Origin of the sequence: Antrihabitans spumae (assembly GCF_043944905.1) — a bacterium.
GTDB lineage: Bacteria > Actinomycetota > Actinomycetes > Mycobacteriales > Mycobacteriaceae > Antrihabitans > Antrihabitans spumae.
This window is the reverse complement of the sequence record NZ_JBIMSN010000090.1, coordinates 43,533-58,777: the sequence shown is the minus strand read 5'-3', so window position 1 is coordinate 58,777 and position 15,245 is coordinate 43,533. Positions and strand designations below refer to the sequence as shown.

The 15,245-nt window shown below is 62.5% G+C and carries 15 protein-coding genes and 2 tRNA genes; 8 read left to right on the top strand and 9 right to left on the bottom strand.

Features of this window, described 5'->3' with window-relative positions:
* Positions 1-61: 61 nt before the first annotated feature.
* The 4 genes from ACHIRB_RS19810 (at position 62) to ACHIRB_RS19795 (ending at position 4,918) form a co-directional block, all read left to right on the top strand.
* Positions 62-619, top strand: a complete 558-nt coding sequence (locus ACHIRB_RS19810) for a PadR family transcriptional regulator (protein WP_199707878.1) — start codon at positions 62-64, stop codon at positions 617-619.
* Positions 616-2,643 carry an oxidoreductase gene (locus ACHIRB_RS19805; protein ID WP_395124763.1) on the top strand — a complete coding sequence of 676 codons (2,028 nt, stop codon included), beginning with the start codon at positions 616-618 and terminating at the stop codon, positions 2,641-2,643. The genes ACHIRB_RS19810 and ACHIRB_RS19805 overlap by 4 nt, the downstream gene beginning before the upstream one ends.
* Positions 2,644-2,716: 73 nt before the next feature.
* A complete protein-coding gene (gene cmrA, locus ACHIRB_RS19800) occupies positions 2,717-3,520 on the top strand; it encodes a mycolate reductase (protein ID WP_395114512.1) in 804 nt (267 codons plus the stop codon).
* A gap of 138 nt (positions 3,521-3,658) precedes the next feature.
* Positions 3,659-4,918, top strand: coding sequence for a diaminopimelate decarboxylase family protein (locus ACHIRB_RS19795; protein ID WP_395114514.1), 1,260 nt, complete (start codon positions 3,659-3,661; stop codon positions 4,916-4,918).
* A 1-nt stretch (position 4,919) separates the two neighbouring features.
* Here the strand turns inward: ACHIRB_RS19795 and ACHIRB_RS19790 are convergent, their stop codons facing one another.
* Genes ACHIRB_RS19790 through ACHIRB_RS19770 form a run of 5 tightly spaced genes read right to left on the bottom strand, consistent with a single transcriptional unit; the run spans position 4,920 to position 9,536 of the window.
* Complete coding sequence (locus ACHIRB_RS19790; protein WP_395114515.1) at positions 4,920-6,569, bottom strand: helicase HerA-like domain-containing protein; 1,650 nt, start codon at positions 6,567-6,569, stop codon at positions 4,920-4,922.
* A 37-nt stretch (positions 6,570-6,606) separates the two neighbouring features.
* Positions 6,607-6,840, bottom strand: a complete 234-nt coding sequence (locus tag ACHIRB_RS19785; RefSeq protein ID WP_199707888.1) for a helix-turn-helix transcriptional regulator — start codon at positions 6,838-6,840, stop codon at positions 6,607-6,609.
* A gap of 7 nt (positions 6,841-6,847) precedes the next feature.
* Positions 6,848-7,699, bottom strand: a complete 852-nt coding sequence (locus ACHIRB_RS19780) for an ABC transporter permease (protein ID WP_395124765.1) — start codon at positions 7,697-7,699, stop codon at positions 6,848-6,850.
* Entirely contained in the window at positions 7,699-8,550 is an 852-nt protein-coding gene (locus ACHIRB_RS19775; RefSeq protein ID WP_395114519.1) for an ABC transporter permease, read from the bottom strand. The genes ACHIRB_RS19780 and ACHIRB_RS19775 overlap by 1 nt, the downstream gene beginning before the upstream one ends.
* The gene (locus ACHIRB_RS19770) at positions 8,547-9,536 is read right to left on the bottom strand and encodes an ABC transporter ATP-binding protein (RefSeq protein ID WP_465254676.1); all 990 of its coding nucleotides are present in this window, start codon (positions 9,534-9,536) and stop codon (positions 8,547-8,549) included. The genes ACHIRB_RS19775 and ACHIRB_RS19770 overlap by 4 nt, the downstream gene beginning before the upstream one ends.
* Positions 9,537-9,673: 137 nt before the next feature.
* Here ACHIRB_RS19770 and orn point away from each other — a divergent pair, with 137 nt between their 5' ends.
* A complete protein-coding gene (gene orn, locus ACHIRB_RS19765) occupies positions 9,674-10,288 on the top strand; it encodes an oligoribonuclease (RefSeq protein WP_395124766.1) in 615 nt (204 codons plus the stop codon).
* A gap of 79 nt (positions 10,289-10,367) precedes the next feature.
* Positions 10,368-10,443, top strand: a tRNA-His gene (locus ACHIRB_RS19760).
* A 132-nt stretch (positions 10,444-10,575) separates the two neighbouring features.
* On the opposite strand, the gene ACHIRB_RS19755 is transcribed toward ACHIRB_RS19760, so the two are convergent.
* Positions 10,576-11,805, bottom strand: coding sequence for a L,D-transpeptidase (locus ACHIRB_RS19755; protein WP_395114522.1), 1,230 nt, complete (start codon positions 11,803-11,805; stop codon positions 10,576-10,578).
* 298 nt (positions 11,806-12,103) lie between these two features.
* Between ACHIRB_RS19755 and ACHIRB_RS19750 the strand changes: the two genes are divergently transcribed.
* Both ACHIRB_RS19750 and ACHIRB_RS19745 read left to right on the top strand, forming a co-directional pair.
* A tRNA-Lys gene (locus ACHIRB_RS19750) sits at positions 12,104-12,176 on the top strand.
* Between the two features lie 233 nt (positions 12,177-12,409).
* Complete coding sequence (locus tag ACHIRB_RS19745) at positions 12,410-13,000, top strand: hypothetical protein (RefSeq protein ID WP_395124767.1); 591 nt, start codon at positions 12,410-12,412, stop codon at positions 12,998-13,000.
* Here the strand turns inward: ACHIRB_RS19745 and ACHIRB_RS19740 are convergent.
* From ACHIRB_RS19740 to ACHIRB_RS19730, 3 genes are all read right to left on the bottom strand, one after another.
* The gene (locus ACHIRB_RS19740) at positions 12,988-13,449 is read right to left on the bottom strand and encodes a hypothetical protein (protein ID WP_395124768.1); all 462 of its coding nucleotides are present in this window, start codon (positions 13,447-13,449) and stop codon (positions 12,988-12,990) included. The genes ACHIRB_RS19745 and ACHIRB_RS19740 overlap by 13 nt on opposite strands.
* A gap of 173 nt (positions 13,450-13,622) precedes the next feature.
* Positions 13,623-13,805, bottom strand: coding sequence for a hypothetical protein (locus ACHIRB_RS19735; protein ID WP_395124769.1), 183 nt, complete (start codon positions 13,803-13,805; stop codon positions 13,623-13,625).
* Between the two features lie 118 nt (positions 13,806-13,923).
* The gene (locus tag ACHIRB_RS19730; protein WP_395124770.1) at positions 13,924-15,072 is read right to left on the bottom strand and encodes an alpha/beta hydrolase family protein; all 1,149 of its coding nucleotides are present in this window, start codon (positions 15,070-15,072) and stop codon (positions 13,924-13,926) included.
* Positions 15,073-15,245: the final 173 nt, after the last annotated feature.

The window sequence follows — 15,245 nt, the reverse complement described above, 5'->3', positions numbered from 1 at the left end:
CTCGCAGCACTTAGTGTGCACTTAGTTGCATAGGCACCTAGTTGCATATAAATTTCTCGCCATGGCCCTCGAGCACGCGATTCTGGTGGCGTTGACGGAGCATTCCGGCTCCGGCTACGAACTCGCGCGCCGATTCGACAAGTCGATCGGCTATTTCTGGAGCGCAACCCACCAGCAGATCTACCGCGTCCTCAAGCGAATGGACGAGGCAGGCTGGGTCGACGGTGAGGCAGTCGCACAAGACGGTCGCCCCGACAAGAAGGTCTACCGCGTGAGCGAATCGGGCCGCGCCGAACTGTCGCGCTGGATCGCGGAACCCGCCGAGATCGGGGTCCTACGAGGCGAGCTTGCCGTGAAGATCCGCGGCGCAGCCCACGGCGACATCGAAGCACTCTGCACCGAAGTCGCCCGCCATCGCGACACCCACGCCGAGCGACTCGACCTCTACCGCCTGATGGAGAAACACGATTTTTCGGCACCGGAGCAGCTCTCCGGAACCGAATTGCACCAATACCTCGTGCTACGCGGAGGCATTCGCGTCGAAGAGGGATTCACCCAGTGGTGCGACGAAGTACTGAATGCACTCGGCAACAGCCAAGGAAGGCCGACCCAACGATGACCACGTACCCCAATCTCCTCGAACCTCTCGACCTCGGATTCACGTCGCTGAAGAACCGCGTCGTGATGGGCTCGATCCACACCGGTCTCGAAGACCGCGCGTGGGACACCAAGCGACTGGCCGAGTACTTCGCCGAGCGCGCTCGCGGCGGTGTCGGCCTCATCATCACCGGCGGCTACGCCCCCAACCGTGCTGGCTGGCTATTGCCCCTCGGGGCGAAGATTACGAACAAAAACGACGCCTACCGGCACCGCGTCATCACCAAAGCCGTCCACGACGCCGGCGGCAAGATCGCACTCCAGATCCTGCATGCGGGTCGCTACGCCTACCACCCGCTGAGTGTGTCGTCGTCGGCCATCAAAGCGCCGATCAATCCGTTCAAGCCGCGCGCGCTGTCCAGCAAGGGCGTCGAGTCCACCATCGACGACTACGCGAACTGCGCCAAGCTTGCCCAGATCGCAGGTTACGACGGCGTCGAGATCATGGGTGGTGAAGGCTATTTCATCAACCAGTTCCTCGCCGAACGGGTGAACAAGCGCAAGGACAAGTGGGGTGGCTCGTCGGAGAATCGGCGTCGCATCGCTGTCGAGATCGTGCGCCGCATGCGCAAGGCCGTCGGCCCCGACTTCATCATCGTCTTCCGCCTATCCGTGGCCGATCTCGTCGAAGGCGGCCAGACCTGGGACGAAATCACCACGCTGGCAAAGGAAATCGAGAAGGCCGGCGTCACGATCATCAACACCGACATCGGCTGGCACGAGGCCCGGGTGCCGACCATCGTCACCTCGGTCCCCCGCGCAGCGTTCGTCGACATCACCGCGAAGCTGAAGAAGCACGTCTCGATTCCGGTATGCGCGTCCAACCGCATCAACATGCCCGAGACAGCGGAAGAGATTCTGACGCGCGGTGATTCGGACCTCATCTCGATGGCCCGTCCACTGCTCGCCGACCCCCATTGGGTCAACAAGGCCGCAGCCGATCGCGCCGACGAGATCAACACCTGCATCGCCTGCAACCAGGCCTGCCTCGATCACGCTTTCGTGCACAAGACCGTCTCCTGCCTGCTCAATCCCCAGGCCGGTCACGAGACCGAACTGAAGTTGCTGCCGACGCGCCGGACCAAGAAGGTCGCGGTCGTCGGGGCAGGGCCCGCTGGTTTGTCGGCGGCTGTGAACCTCGCCGACCGCGGACACGTCGTGCACCTCTACGAGGCGGACGACAAGATCGGCGGCCAGTTCGACATCGCGCGCCGCATCCCGGGCAAAGAAGAGTTCGCCGAGACGATTCGGTACTACACCCGTCGCCTCGAGGTCACCGGTGTGACCGTGCACCTCAACACTCGCGTCACAGTGCAGCAGCTGATCGACGCCAAGTACGACGAGGTTGTCCTCGCCACTGGCGTGAAGCCGCGCATCCCGAAGATCCCCGGCATCGACCACCCGATGGTGCTGTCCTACGCCGAACTGGTCCGCGAAGAAAAGCCGGTCGGCAAGAAGGTCGCCGTGATCGGTGCTGGTGGCATCGGGTTCGACGTCAGCGAATTCCTGACGGTCGAGGGCTCCCCCAGCCTCAAGCTCGACGACTGGAAGGAAGAGTGGGGTGTCGGCAATCCAGAAGATTTTGCCGGCGCGCTCACGACGCCCAAGCCGTCGCCGTCGCCACGTGCGGTCACGTTGCTGCAGCGTAAGAACGGTCAGCTCGGCAAAGGCCTCGGCAAGACATCCGGCTGGGTCCACCGCGCGGCGATCAAGGCGAAGGGCGTCGAGCAGATCGGCGGCGTCAACTACGAACTGATCGATGACTTGGGTCTGCACATCAGCTTCGGTGAGAAGCGTGAGCGGCGTCGCATCATCGAGGTCGACAACGTGGTCATCTGCGCTGGTCAGGAGTCGGTCCGAGACCTGCTCGACGATCTGCAGAATGCCAAGGTCAGCACGCACATCATCGGAGGAGCCGACCTGGCCGCCGAGCTCGATGCCAAGCGTGCGATCGATCAGGGCACGCGCCTGGCCGCAAAACTGTAGGGGCCTCCGGCCCTCGTGCGTCCTTTCGGAGGGCCCGCCCTCCGAAAGGACGCACGACCGATACGCTGCGCGGATGAGTTTGCCTACCCCAACAGCGGACAGCCGGGCCGTTGTCACCGGCGCATCGTCGGGCATCGGCGACGCCCTCGCCCGTGAATTGGCCGCCCGCGGCTATTCCCTCATCGTCGTTGCGCGACGAGGTGAGTTGCTCGAGGCTCTCGCCGCCGAGCTACGGTCCGCGCACAAGGTCGAGGTCGAGGTCCGGGCGATCGACCTGTCCGATCGGGACGCCCGTTCGGCGCTGTCGGCGGAGCTCGCCGAGCGAGATATCTCGATCCTCTGCAACAACGCAGGCATTGCGACCTTCGGTCCCGTCGCCAGCCTCGACCCCACCTACGAACGGGCCCAGGTCGAACTGAATGCCGTTGCCGTGCACGACCTCACACTCGCTGTCCTCCCCGGAATGTTGAGTCGTGGATCGGGCGGAATTCTCACGACCGGCTCGGCCGCGGGCAACATGCCGATCCCGAACAACGCCACCTACGCGGCGACGAAAGCTTTCGCCAACACCTTCACCGAGTCGCTGCGCAGCGAACTCAAAGGCACAGGCGTCAACGTCACGCTGCTCGCCCCCGGACCCGTTCGCACCGAGATCCCCGATCCTGCGGAAGCGTCGATCGTCGACAAGGTTGTTCCCGGGTTCCTCTGGACCTCCAGCGAGTCGGCGGCCCGAGTCTCGCTGGATGCATTGGCGCGCAACAAGATGCGAGTCGTGCCGGGCATCCTCAGCAAGAGCATGTCGGTCGCGGGCCAGTACAGCCCGCGCGCCATCGTCGCGCCGATCGTGGGCAATTTCTACAAGAAGCTCGGCGGCTGAGCAGCGTCAAAACTTCGTCAAACGCCGCCGGTCCGGCGTCAAGACGTCGTCAAGATCTGGTTCGGAGGTTCGATCCGGGCGTAGTCCTGTAAGCGCACCTGCCCGCGTTCTGCGAGCGGACCCGCCCAAGGAGACCCGGTGACCCTGCTCGATCTGTTCCCCTCGATGCATTCGGCGATGTCGCCTCGACTCGACCACGCGGTCTGGCCGACCGAAACGCACTACGATTCGTCGGGCCGCATCACTGTGGGAAGAGTTGCGCTGCAAGACATTGCAGATCAATTCGGCACCCCGACCCACGTGATCGACGAAGACGACGTCCGACACCGTTGCCGTGCCTATCGCAAGACCTTCCCGGAAGCCGACATCGCCTACGCCGCAGCGGCTTTGCCCATTCGCGCGATCGTGCGGTGGGTAACCGAGGAAGGCTTGTCCATCGGGATCGGATCCACGAGCGAACTCGCGATTGCGTTGTCTGCCGGCGTCGATCCGAAGCGGATCATCCTGCACTGCAATGCGATGACGGCGGACGAAGCACAATCAGCAGCTGCCATCGGCGTCGGCAGAATAGTCGTCGACTCCCCCGCCTGTATCGCCCATGTCTCTGCGGCGACGCGCAACCCGCAGCACGTGCTGATTCACGTTCAGCCCGAACCGCGACACAGCAACGAATCGGACGACGCCACCCGCGCCGCCGTTCGCCAATCCAACCTGAATCTTGTTGGGCTGCATTGCCACCTGGGCTCGCATCCGTCCGACACCGAATCGATCGCTTCGGCAATCCACGAGCTGGTCGCACAGCTCGATATGGTGCGCCACGATTACGGGACCATTCTCACCGAACTTGTCCTGGGTGGTGACCACGCCGTGCCTCGCACGCCGAATGGTACCGCCGTGCATCTTCCGGACTTGGCGGTCACGATCGACGACGCACTCGACAGCGCCTGTGCCACCTATCGCTTTCCGCGGCCGACGATCACGCTCGAACCGGGCAGGTCGATCGTCGCGCGCGCAGGGGTCACTCTGCACCGGGTCGTCTCGGTCGTCGGGGTCGGCGACGATCGCACAGTCGTTGCTGTGGAGGGCGGACGGAACACCGATCCGTCGACCTCCGAGGCCACCGTTGCCCTGGCCAACCGGCACCCGACCGGACCTGTCATCACCGCAACGCTCGTCGGGCGTCGCGACGAACCGCAGCAGGGCGTCGCCGTCACGTTGCCTGCCGACGTGCACCCCGGCGACGTCCTGGCCGTCGCGGGCACGGGCGCTCTTCGAAACGGTTTCACGACAACAACGTGCGTAGGTCGGCCGCCCATCGTCGCGGTGCAGCGCGGGCGAGCAACCCAACTCGTCCGCCGCGAGACCATCGCCGACCTGATGGCTCGCGACGCGGACTGACCTACCGCCTGCGACGGGTTCCGAAGATGCTGCGGCTGATCTCTCGACCCGCAGCCGATGCTGCCGACCGCAGAAAGCTCTTGACCGCAGGGTTTTTCATGATCTTCTCGGCCGCGGTCGGTTCGTTGTCCTCGCGCGCGGGGGGTGGCGGCGGGGCGTCCTGAATTTCAGGCGTCGCCGCGATCTTCGCGCTGAGCTTCTCGTAGGCCGACTCTCGGTCGATCGTCTGGCCGTACTTGCCCTGCAATGGGCTCGATGCCGCCGCCGCCTTGATCGCGTCCGCACCGATGGTGTCCATCAACGAACGCGGTGGCCGCAGGCGAGTCCACGCAACAGGTGTCGGCGCGCCGCGCTCGGACAGCACCGTCACGACGGCCTCACCGATTCCCAAGGACGTCAACGCCTTTTCGAGGTCGTAGACATCGGTCTTCGGATACGTGCGGACTGTCTTGTTGAGCGCCTTCTGGTCGTCCGGCGTGAACGCGCGCAACGCGTGCTGGATGCGGGCGCCGAGCTGACTGAGAACCGCGTTCGGGATGTCCGTCGGCAACTGCGTGCAGAAGAAGACGCCGACGCCCTTGGAACGGATCAGTTTGACGGTCTGCTCGACCTGGTCGACGAACGCCTTCGACGCGTCGTTGAACAGCAGGTGCGCCTCGTCGAAGATGAAGACCAACTTCGGCTTGTCGACGTCGCCGACCTCGGGCAACGTCTGGAACAGGTCCGCGAGCACCCACATCAGGAACGTCGAGAACATCGCGGGACGCGCTGCCTGGGCGCCGAGTTCGAACAGCGTGATGATGCCGTTGCCGCCGACCGACCGCAGTAGGTCCTCGGTTTCGAGTTCGGGCTCGCCGAAGAAGGTGTCGCCACCGTCGGCTTCGAGGTTGACCAGGGCACGCAGGATGACGCCCGCGGTCGCCGAGGAGACACCGCCGATGCCTTTGAGGTCCGCTTTGCCTTCGTCGCTCGTGAGGTGCTGGATGACCGACCGCAGGTCTTTCAGGTCGAGCAGCGCAAGCCCCTGGGTGTCGGCCCAGTGGAAGATCAGACCGAGGGTGGATTCCTGGGTTTCGTTGAGCCCCAACACCTTGCTCAGCAGAATCGGACCGAACGAGGTGATGGTCGCGCGGATGGGGACACCGATGCCGCCGGTGCCGAGGGAGACGAACTCGGTCGGGAAGCCGGCTGCAGCCCAATCGGTCGCACCGGTTTCCGTCGCGCGCGTCTTGATCTTGTCGTTGTCCTCCCCTGGCCGCGACAGACCGGACAGGTCGCCCTTGATATCGGCGAGCACCACGGGCACGCCAGCGCGCGACAACTGCTCGGCGATACCCTGGAGAGTCTTGGTCTTGCCCGTTCCTGTCGCGCCGGCGACGAGGCCGTGCCGGTTCACCGTTGCCAGCGGAATGCGCACTCGCGCTTCGGGATCGATCTGGCCGTCGACGATAATCGCACCGAGCTCGAGTGCAGCGCCCTCCGACGCGTAGCCCGCGGCAATCGCTTTCGCCTTCTCGGAACCGCCGCTGGCGGGCGCGGCTGCGGGGGCCTGCTGCTGCTCGGCAGCTTCTTTCTCAGCTGCCTCCAGTGCAGCGGCAGCGTCGGCCGCCGCCTTGCGCGCGGCGGCCAACTTCTCGTCCGGACTCGTCATGGGGAGTACCTTAGCGGCCACACCAGCGACGTGACGGCTATCCCGTCCGCTCGCCGATTCGAGGGAACGGGTCGAGCGAGAACACCACTTCGACGCTGACATCGAAATAGCGTGCGATCTGCAGCGCGAGCTGCAAGCTCGGCGAATATTCGCCGCGTTCGAGGTAGCCGATCGTCTGATAGTGCACGTCGAGCGCCTCGGCGAGGTCACGCCGCGAGATGCCACGTTCGGTTCGCAGCATCGCAATTCGGTTGTAGATGGAGTCGCTCATCGCACCCTCACTGGACCCTCTGCAGAACTTTCAACCGGCGCGCGGCCAGGTTTGCGCCTGATTCGCGGCGCGCCATGCGGCGCAACAGTATCGGAGCGAGGATCAACCCGATCACCGTCCACACACCAAGCACTCCGATCATCTCGAGGTGGCGCCAACTGCCACCGATTTCGACAGCTGCCATCGAGTCGGGCAACAGTGCCGACCGCATGCCGAGCCCGATCCAATACGTCGGCAAGATTTGCCCGATGGCCTGCAACCAGCCTGGTAGTGCCGTTATGGGATAGAAGATCCCCGAGATGGCAATCGTCGCGAGTACCGGCATTGCGATCAGGTCGATCTTCTTGGGGTCGTCGCCGAGTGAGCCGATGACGGCACCGATCGGCAGGGTTGCGAGCATTCCGAATACGAAGACCGCTGCCAGCGTTACCCACGCGGTTGCGCCCGCTTCGAAACCGTCGAACAAGATCAGGCCGGGTACGACGACGAGCACAACCGTGACGGCCGCGGATCCCGTTATGAACAACGACTTTCCGACCAGGTAGCCGGCAATGCCGTTCGGAGTGGCTCTTGCTCGCAGCAGGGTGCCGTCGTCCCTGTCGAGGTGCAGCCACATTGCAGCCGTGCTGATACCACTGAACACGATGGACATGCCCAGGATGCTCGGCAATGCCAACATCTGCAGTGCTGCGCCACTGTCACGGATCGTCGCATCGCCCATCACTACCAACGCCGCAATCGACACGATCGGGATGAAGAGGTAGTACGTGATGTCCTGCGCGTTGGTGAAGCTGTTTCGAAGATCCACCCAGCCGCCCTCGATGCCTGCCCGTACCGCTGCGGTCCGCGTGCTTGTCATCACTGGACCCGCTGCATGATGCGCTGACGACGTTCCGCCAGGTTCGAGCCGGATTCTCGACGCGCCATCCGTCGCATCACCACCGGCGCCAGCACGAAGCCGATGACCGCCCAGAGGCCAAGCATCCCAACCATTTCCAGGGTTCTCCACGATTCACCGATCTCGACGCTCGCCATCGCGTCCGGCAGCAAAACAGACCGCATGCCGAGACCGACCCAATACATCGGCAGCAACTGACCGATTATCTGCAGCCAGCCGGGTAGCGAGGTGATCGGATAGAAGATTCCGGAGACACCGACCATCGCCATGATCGGCAGGAACAGAAGTCCCATGTTGGCCGGATTGTTTCCGAGCGATCCGATGATCGCGCCGATGGGAAGTGTTGCCACGAAGCCGATCACGATGATCCCAACGAGCCCGATCCATGCCGCTGCATTGTTGATGTCGAGACCGTCGAAGATCAGCAGACCTGGCACGAACAACACCGCGACCGATACCAGCGTCACCCCGGCGAGGTAGACGACAACGCCGACCAAGTACCCGATAATGCCGTGTGGCAACGCTTTTGCCCGGAGCAGGGTGCCGTCCTCACGCCCGACGACGAGCGTTGCTGCAGCGCCCATCAGACCGCTGAACACCACACTCATGCCGAGCACACTCGGGAGCGTCAGCAAGGCAAGCGAATACGTCGTTCCCGGTGCGTCGGAGTTCCGCATCAAGATCATCACGATCAGCGAGATAATTGGAAAGATAAGGTAATTGGAGATGTCCTGGCCGTTGGTGAAGGTTTGCTTGAACTCGATCCAGCCTCTGCACAAGCCTGCCCGAACTGCGTTGACGCGCGAGTTCACAGCCGATCCTCCTGCACCGGATCACCGAATACCTGAATCACGTTGTCGTCGGCGTCGTCTCGTCCGGTCTCCACTGCATGCACCAACTTCATGTAGGTATCTTCGAGACTTGCTCTTCGCACTTCGAGGTCGGTCACGGCGCTGCCATTCTCGGCGAGCAGTTCGCGGACGAACTTCGTTGCGTCCGTTGTCGAATGGACGAATCGCTCCGGTCCGAGCCGCCATTTCACCTCGGCTTCGGTCGATACCCGACGCGAGAGTTCGTCTGCCGACCCGTCGGCGATGATGCGGCCGCCTGCGAGCACGAGGATCCGATCCGCCAGTTTCTCCGCCTCGTCGAGGTCGTGCGTCGTGAGCAGAATCGTTGTACTCGAGTCCGAGAGATGGTGGATAAGGTCGTGGAATTCGCGACGCGCTTCGGGATCGAATCCGGCAGTTGGTTCGTCGAGGAAGAGCACCTCGGGTCGCCCGACGATACCGATCGCAACGTCCATCCTGCGGCGCTGACCGCCCGACAGGTCCTTGAGCTTCTTGTTTGCATGTTCGGTGAGCCCGACGGCGTCGATCAGCGCATCGGTGTCCCACGGCCTGGTCACCTCGCCCGAATCGTAGGGGGCGTAGAAGCGGCCGAAATGGTCCAGTAGTTCCCGCGCGCGCCACTTCCCGTGATCGCGCCAGGACTGGAGTACGACGCCGATCCGCGCGCGCCACCCCTCGTCGCCGCGCGCGGGATCGACGCCGAGCACCGACACGTCGCCGGCCGACCGCATCCGAAATCCTTCGAGGACCTCGATGGTTGTGGTCTTGCCTGCGCCGTTCGGGCCGAGCAGCACAAGGACTTCGCCACGACAAGCAGTGAAGTTCACCCCCTGCAGCACATCGGTAGCGCCGTAGCGCATTCGCAGGTCACGAACGTCGAGCACCAGATCTCGCTCCCCGCGAGATGCCGACGACGCCGCGATGAAGGTCGCATTCGGAAGAGTCACGGACATTCCCCAATCTGTCTCATGTTCACCGCGAAATGTAGCACTCCTAGTACATTTGACACAAGGTGTCGGTCGCGTCGCGGATGCATCGCCCGCGGACTCGCCGACGGCGCCGCGCCAATGACTACTGTGGTCCCGTGCAAGACAAACTCGTATGGATCGACTGCGAAATGACCGGTCTGCGACTCGAGAGCGACAAGCTCATCGAGGTGGCCGCGCTGGTGACAGACAGCGATCTCAATATCCTCGGCGACGGCATCGATATCGTCATTCACGCCGACGACGCGGCGCTTGCGGACATGCCGGACGTCGTCGTTGCGATGCACGAACATTCCGGCCTCACCGAAGAGGTACGCAGGTCGACGGTGACCATGGCTGAAGCCGAGAAGCAGATTCTCGACTACATCCGCACGTTCGTCCCCGTCGCGGGAACCGTCCCGCTATGCGGCAACTCGATCGCCACCGATCGCGGTTTCATCGCACGAGACATGCCGGAACTCGACGCCTACCTGCACTACCGCATGATCGACGTCAGCTCGATCAAAGAACTGTGCCGCCGCTGGTACCCGAGGATCTACTTCGGTCAGCCGGAAAAGGGCCTCGCTCACCGCGCACTTGCGGACATCAAAGAGTCGATTCGCGAGCTCGAGTACTACCGCCGCACCGCATTCGTCGCCGAGCCAGGACCGTCGACCAGCGAGATCTCCGCGATCACCAGCGCACTCGGCGCACGTAGCGCCGAGGCCCGTTAACCGATTGGCGAGTTGCGCACCGGACACGCTAGTATCGACGACGGCACTTGGCGGGCAGTAGCTCATCCCGTGCCACATGGTGGGTGTAGTTCAGCTGGTAGAGCGTCAGGTTGTGATCCTGAATGTCGCGGGTTCGAGTCCCGTCACTCACCCCATAGAGAAGGCCCCTGATCCGTAGATCAGGGGCCTTTCTCGTGCTTGCTGGTAAAGCGACGAGCAGGCTGTTACTGCGGGACCCTCTCGGGCGATGTCGCAGTAACAGCCTGCTCGTGACGGGGTTTTTCGACCTACTGCTGGTTCGCGTTGCCAGCCTTCCAGGTGGACCACGGGATGTTCCAGTCACCGAGACCGTCAGTGCCGGAAAGTGTTCCACCAGCGGTGTTCTTGACGATCGCGATGTCGCCACGCTTGGTGTTGTTGAACACCCACAACGCATTCGAGGGGCTGAGGTTCAAGCAGCCGTGGCTCACGTTCGAGTAACCCTGCTGTCCGACCGACCACGGCGCCGAGTGGAAGAAGATGCCGCTGTAGGACATCCGGGTGGCCCAATCGACGGGCGTCTTGTAGCCGTCGGGCGAGGTGTTCGGCACGCCGTAGGTGGCCGAATCCATGACGATCTTCGCGTGCCGTTCGGCGACGATGTAGGTACCGTTCGGCGTCTCGTCGCCCGCCTTGCCCATCGACGTCGGCATGGTCATGACAACCTCACCGTTGCGGGTGACCGTAACCTGCTTCGTGTTGTCGTCGGCGGTCAGAATCACCGCGTCGCCGATCGAATAGTCCACGGACACATCTTCCGAGCCGAAGAGACCGCCCCCGAGGTCCTTGCCGTACACCTCGACCTTCACGCTCACCTTGGTGTTCGGTGCCCAATAGTTCTCGGGCCGCCAGCGGACCTCGCTGCCACTCACCCAGTAGAACGCGCCCTCGACGGGCGGATCGGTGACGACCTTGATCGCGTTCTCCGCAGCCTTCCGATCGGAAATGACCTCGTCGAAGTGCACGCCGACCGGCTGGCCGATCCCGACGACGTCACCGTCACCGGTCAATAGATACGGCTTCGTCAGATTCTCGGGAACGCTTGTGGTGAAGTTCAGCTCGGTGGCGGTCCGGCCGCCGAGTCCGTATGCCGACGCAACCAGGCGGTATTGGCGGTTGTAGCCGAGCGGCTCTGTGCTCTGCCACGACAGACCGTCCGGAGATATCGCCCCTGCGACCAGGGTGTTGTCGGGTGTGAAGAGCTCGACCTTGCCGAGTTTGCCGTCCGCAACGGTCGCGGTGACGGGAATGCTCGGCGAAACACCGACCTCACCATCCTTGACGACGGTCGTGAGCTTGGGCTTGATCAGCTCCGAAAGCGGGTTCGACTCGATCGGAACCATCGGCGCATCGCTCTTGTCGGACGTACTGCAACCGACGAGCATTGCGCCTACACCTGCTGCCGCCAATGAAAGAACGACCATTGCGCGACCCGACCGCGCCCCGGACCGGCGTTTACTGCCGCGTTGTACCTTCATGTGAAACCACCTCAGGTTCTCGATAGAACGAACACGTTCCTAGCCGACAATCGGCGAGCCCAACATCCCCGGGGTTACCCGCGTCGAGAGCGTGTGCTAACCCATTCTGCCAGTCAGCACCGTCGTGATCCAACCTGACGACGGCCCGTCGCGATAGGAGTTCAATCACTTAAATCGGACATTGCCTGGTGATCGTTAACGTGACGTCTCACACTGCTGCCAGCGCGTGAACTTACCGATTTCACTTCCGCGCCTCTCCCCTGTTATCGTCTCTTCCGCACCAAAACAACAAGTTCCGGCGCCATTAGCTCAATTGGCAGAGCAGCTGACTCTTAATCAGCGGGTTCGGGGTTCAAGTCCCTGATGGCGCACCCACGAAGTAGCACGACCTGCGGAAACGCAAAAATAAACCGGTCAAAACGGACACGCTGGCTCCACGAAAACGAAGTCACCCTGCGTTTACCCTTCGGATTCACAACCGAACAGGCACCAACCTGCACCAACGTGGACCAGTCGCAAGACACACCCGACCGTTCACAGCACTAACGTTCGAACGCCCCCGGCGATTACACTTCCGCCAATCAAACCGCCACAGGGGGCACCCATGAACCGCGTCACAGTAGCCGCAACCACACTCCTCGCAGGACTCACACTTACTGCCTGCGCACCTAGCAGCAGCGACCCTCAACCCGTCGCACAACCAGACACCACGTCCTCCACAACAACCCCGCCGCCAACCACAACGGCAGCCAAACCGGCTACCTCCAAGCGCGGCGCGATCATCAAACAAGTCGGCGAAGAAGGCGGCACCTGGACAAGCGAAGATGGCCCCAAAGCCTATTCGTTCGTGCTCAACTCAATGGAACTCATCACCGACTGCAAGGACTCCGACACCCCGTTGCTCAAGATGTCGTTCACCGTCGAGACTGGCCCCGCAGTCAAAGAGAGCCAAATCTTCAACGGGTTCAACTTCTACACCGTCGACGAAAAAGGACGCATAGACGACGACGTGTACGCATGGACAGTTAGCTCGTGCGTCTCCGACGCGTCCGGTGCCATCGACGCCCCCCTGCCGAACTCCACATACGAACCAGTCATCGTCGTAGAAGCAACCAGCCCAACCGGCATAGTCGGATACCGCCCACACTCGTCAGGCCCCGAAGCTGTCTCATGGGAATGGAACTACCCGGCCTGATCCGTTTCGGCGGCTTCTTCGATTCGTTGCAGCAGTTTCGCGGAGACGGCCAGCTTGGCGTGCGTCGCAGACTTCGCCCGCTCAACGATCCCTGATCCGTGATGGATACCGACGTACTGCCCGTCCGCCCCCTGCTCGACGGTGATGTCGTCGGGGTCGAAGAAGTCTTCCGGGGTGGCGAGCGGCCACGACCCGTCTTCGTTGCGTTCGATGAAGGTGCCCATGTCGTGTGGGTTGTTCGCACCGACACCAGGGGTCGGTACCCACTTCTTTTTGACGAGGTGTTCGTTGACGCGGACACCGAAGTCGTCGTAAAGGGCGTCGACAAGCCGGCGCGCTTGGGCGATCTGGATGCGGTCGGGCTTCATCTTCACAACAGGAGTGGGCGACCACTCCGGTAGGTGAACCACTTCCAGCAGTTCGAACAGGGCACGTTTCTCGTCGGACATTTCAGTATCGCCTGGGCCGTGCCTACCAGTGGTGGTCCCATTGAGCGCGGCCTGCACACGTTCACGGATTTCATCTAGGTTCGGAAACCCGTCAGACTTCGGCTTCTCAGGCTTCGCAGGTTTGTCCATGAACACGATTTCACGGACGGGCTGCTTCTCAGAAGGCACGTCTGTCATTTCATCAGTCCGCGGGCGTGCATCCAGTCGTACTGCATCGCCTCCATGATCTGGGTGACGACTTCCTTGCCCATCAGTTTGCGTTCGTCGTCGTCTTTCGCGGTGGCGAGGAGTGGTTCGACGTCGTTAGTTTGCCATTCACGGACGGCACGTTCGAGGTATTGCGACAAGGTAGGCACGAAACTCCCAAGGTCGAGGCTTATACACCAATCTTAGGGGCGACGTCAACCTGTAGACATGACAAAATCTGCCCCACCAACGAATGTTGGTGGGGCAGATTTCGTGCAGGTGGTGGAGCTAGAAGAACTGGATTTCAGGGAACGACCCCGACGCGCCGGCCAGCAAAGTCTCCGTCGTACCCTTCAGATAGTGATTGAAGAAGGCGAGGGTGTACGCCCTGCCAATCTCGATACCTCGAACAGGAGTGACAGAGCCGCAGTACAGCGCCTTGCTCCCCGCTGGTACGAGCGTGCAGGTGTCCATGAAGCTGTAGTGCCGTGTCCCGTTCGCTTTGACGTCGTACACGTCTCCGGTCAGCAGCGCTTTCATTGGTGCCCAGTGCGGGTCAGATCGTGAGTTGTCGTCGGTCGAGAGGAAGAAGTACGGTGCGGCGAACCCGTTAGTGGCGGCGAAGTTATCGTTACCCGTCCGGCCGGGGCTGCCGTCGTGGTTCATCGCCGCTTTGATCAGAGTCGGCTCCACGTAGGCCAACTCCCCCGCAAGGTAGCCGCCATAGGAATGACCAAACGCGCCGATGTTCGCCAGGTCCATCTGCTGATAGATGCCGTTGCCGAGCAGGGTGCTCAGGTTGGCAAGCAGATGGCGGGCGTCGGCGATGCGCTGCCGCATCATGTTGTTGTATTCAGTCGTCGTGTTGGTGTAGGTGATGTTGCCTTCGAGGCTGGACGGGAACTCCACCGATGGCGCTTCGTAGGTGTGCCCCAGCGCGAGGACGATGTAGCCGTGGGACGCCATCTCCTCGCACAGCGCCGACCCCATCTCGCGAGCGACGACACGACCTGGCGAGAAGATCAGCACTGGCATCTGCCCGAGGTCTGTTCGGATCGGGGCATTCAGATACGAGTTGACCAGCTTTGCCGCCATCGGTGGAATCAGCGTCGACGACAACCCCGAGTAGACCGCGGCGTTGGCTGTCGCCATCGCCGTGTCATTGCTCGTCTCCGTAAGGTAGCGTGCCCGACGCCCCGAGGTTGCCGTTGTCGGATACCACGCAGTGATCGCGTACTTGCGGTCGCCTGCCGCGGGTTTCACAAGGTCCGTGACACCAGTGATTGTTGCCCAGTAGTCCTGGCAGGCAGTCGGATACGGCCCGGTCGCCTCATAAAGTCCAACAGGGACGGAGGTCAGCGACGGCGCAGCACCGCCAACCAAGTCATAGACCCGGTACATGCCGATGCCTGGTTGTTGTTGCTCGACGCTGCTCACATTCAGGCAGTACAGGTACGGGCCACATCCGCGGCCCGTACCGCCGCTTGTGACTAGGTTGCCGCTGTCGGTCCACGTTGCTTGCGTCGTGGTTACGCCGGAGCGTATACGTCTGACCGTATAGACGTTGCCGTTCGCCTCTAGGTACATCGCGTCGCTTGCGGATCGGGGGA

What these genes read in the sequence shown, in the direction of transcription:
- ACHIRB_RS19810 (WP_199707878.1), top strand. Translation starts at nt 62, where the DNA reads ATGGCCCTCGAGCACGCGATTCTGGTGGCGTTGACGGAGCATTCCGGC.
- ACHIRB_RS19755 (WP_395114522.1), bottom strand. Translation starts at nt 11,805, where the DNA reads ATGAAGGTACAACGCGGCAGTAAACGCCGGTCCGGGGCGCGGTCGGGT.
- ACHIRB_RS19805 (WP_395124763.1), top strand. Translation starts at nt 616, where the DNA reads ATGACCACGTACCCCAATCTCCTCGAACCTCTCGACCTCGGATTCACG.
- ACHIRB_RS19780 (WP_395124765.1), bottom strand. Translation starts at nt 7,699, where the DNA reads ATGACAAGCACGCGGACCGCAGCGGTACGGGCAGGCATCGAGGGCGGC.
- ACHIRB_RS19740 (WP_395124768.1), bottom strand. Translation starts at nt 13,449, where the DNA reads ATGTCCGACGAGAAACGTGCCCTGTTCGAACTGCTGGAAGTGGTTCAC.
- ACHIRB_RS19790 (WP_395114515.1), bottom strand. Translation starts at nt 6,569, where the DNA reads ATGACGAGTCCGGACGAGAAGTTGGCCGCCGCGCGCAAGGCGGCGGCC.
- cmrA (WP_395114512.1), top strand. Translation starts at nt 2,717, where the DNA reads ATGAGTTTGCCTACCCCAACAGCGGACAGCCGGGCCGTTGTCACCGGC.
- ACHIRB_RS19745 (WP_395124767.1), top strand. Translation starts at nt 12,410, where the DNA reads ATGAACCGCGTCACAGTAGCCGCAACCACACTCCTCGCAGGACTCACA.
- ACHIRB_RS19785 (WP_199707888.1), bottom strand. Translation starts at nt 6,840, where the DNA reads ATGAGCGACTCCATCTACAACCGAATTGCGATGCTGCGAACCGAACGT.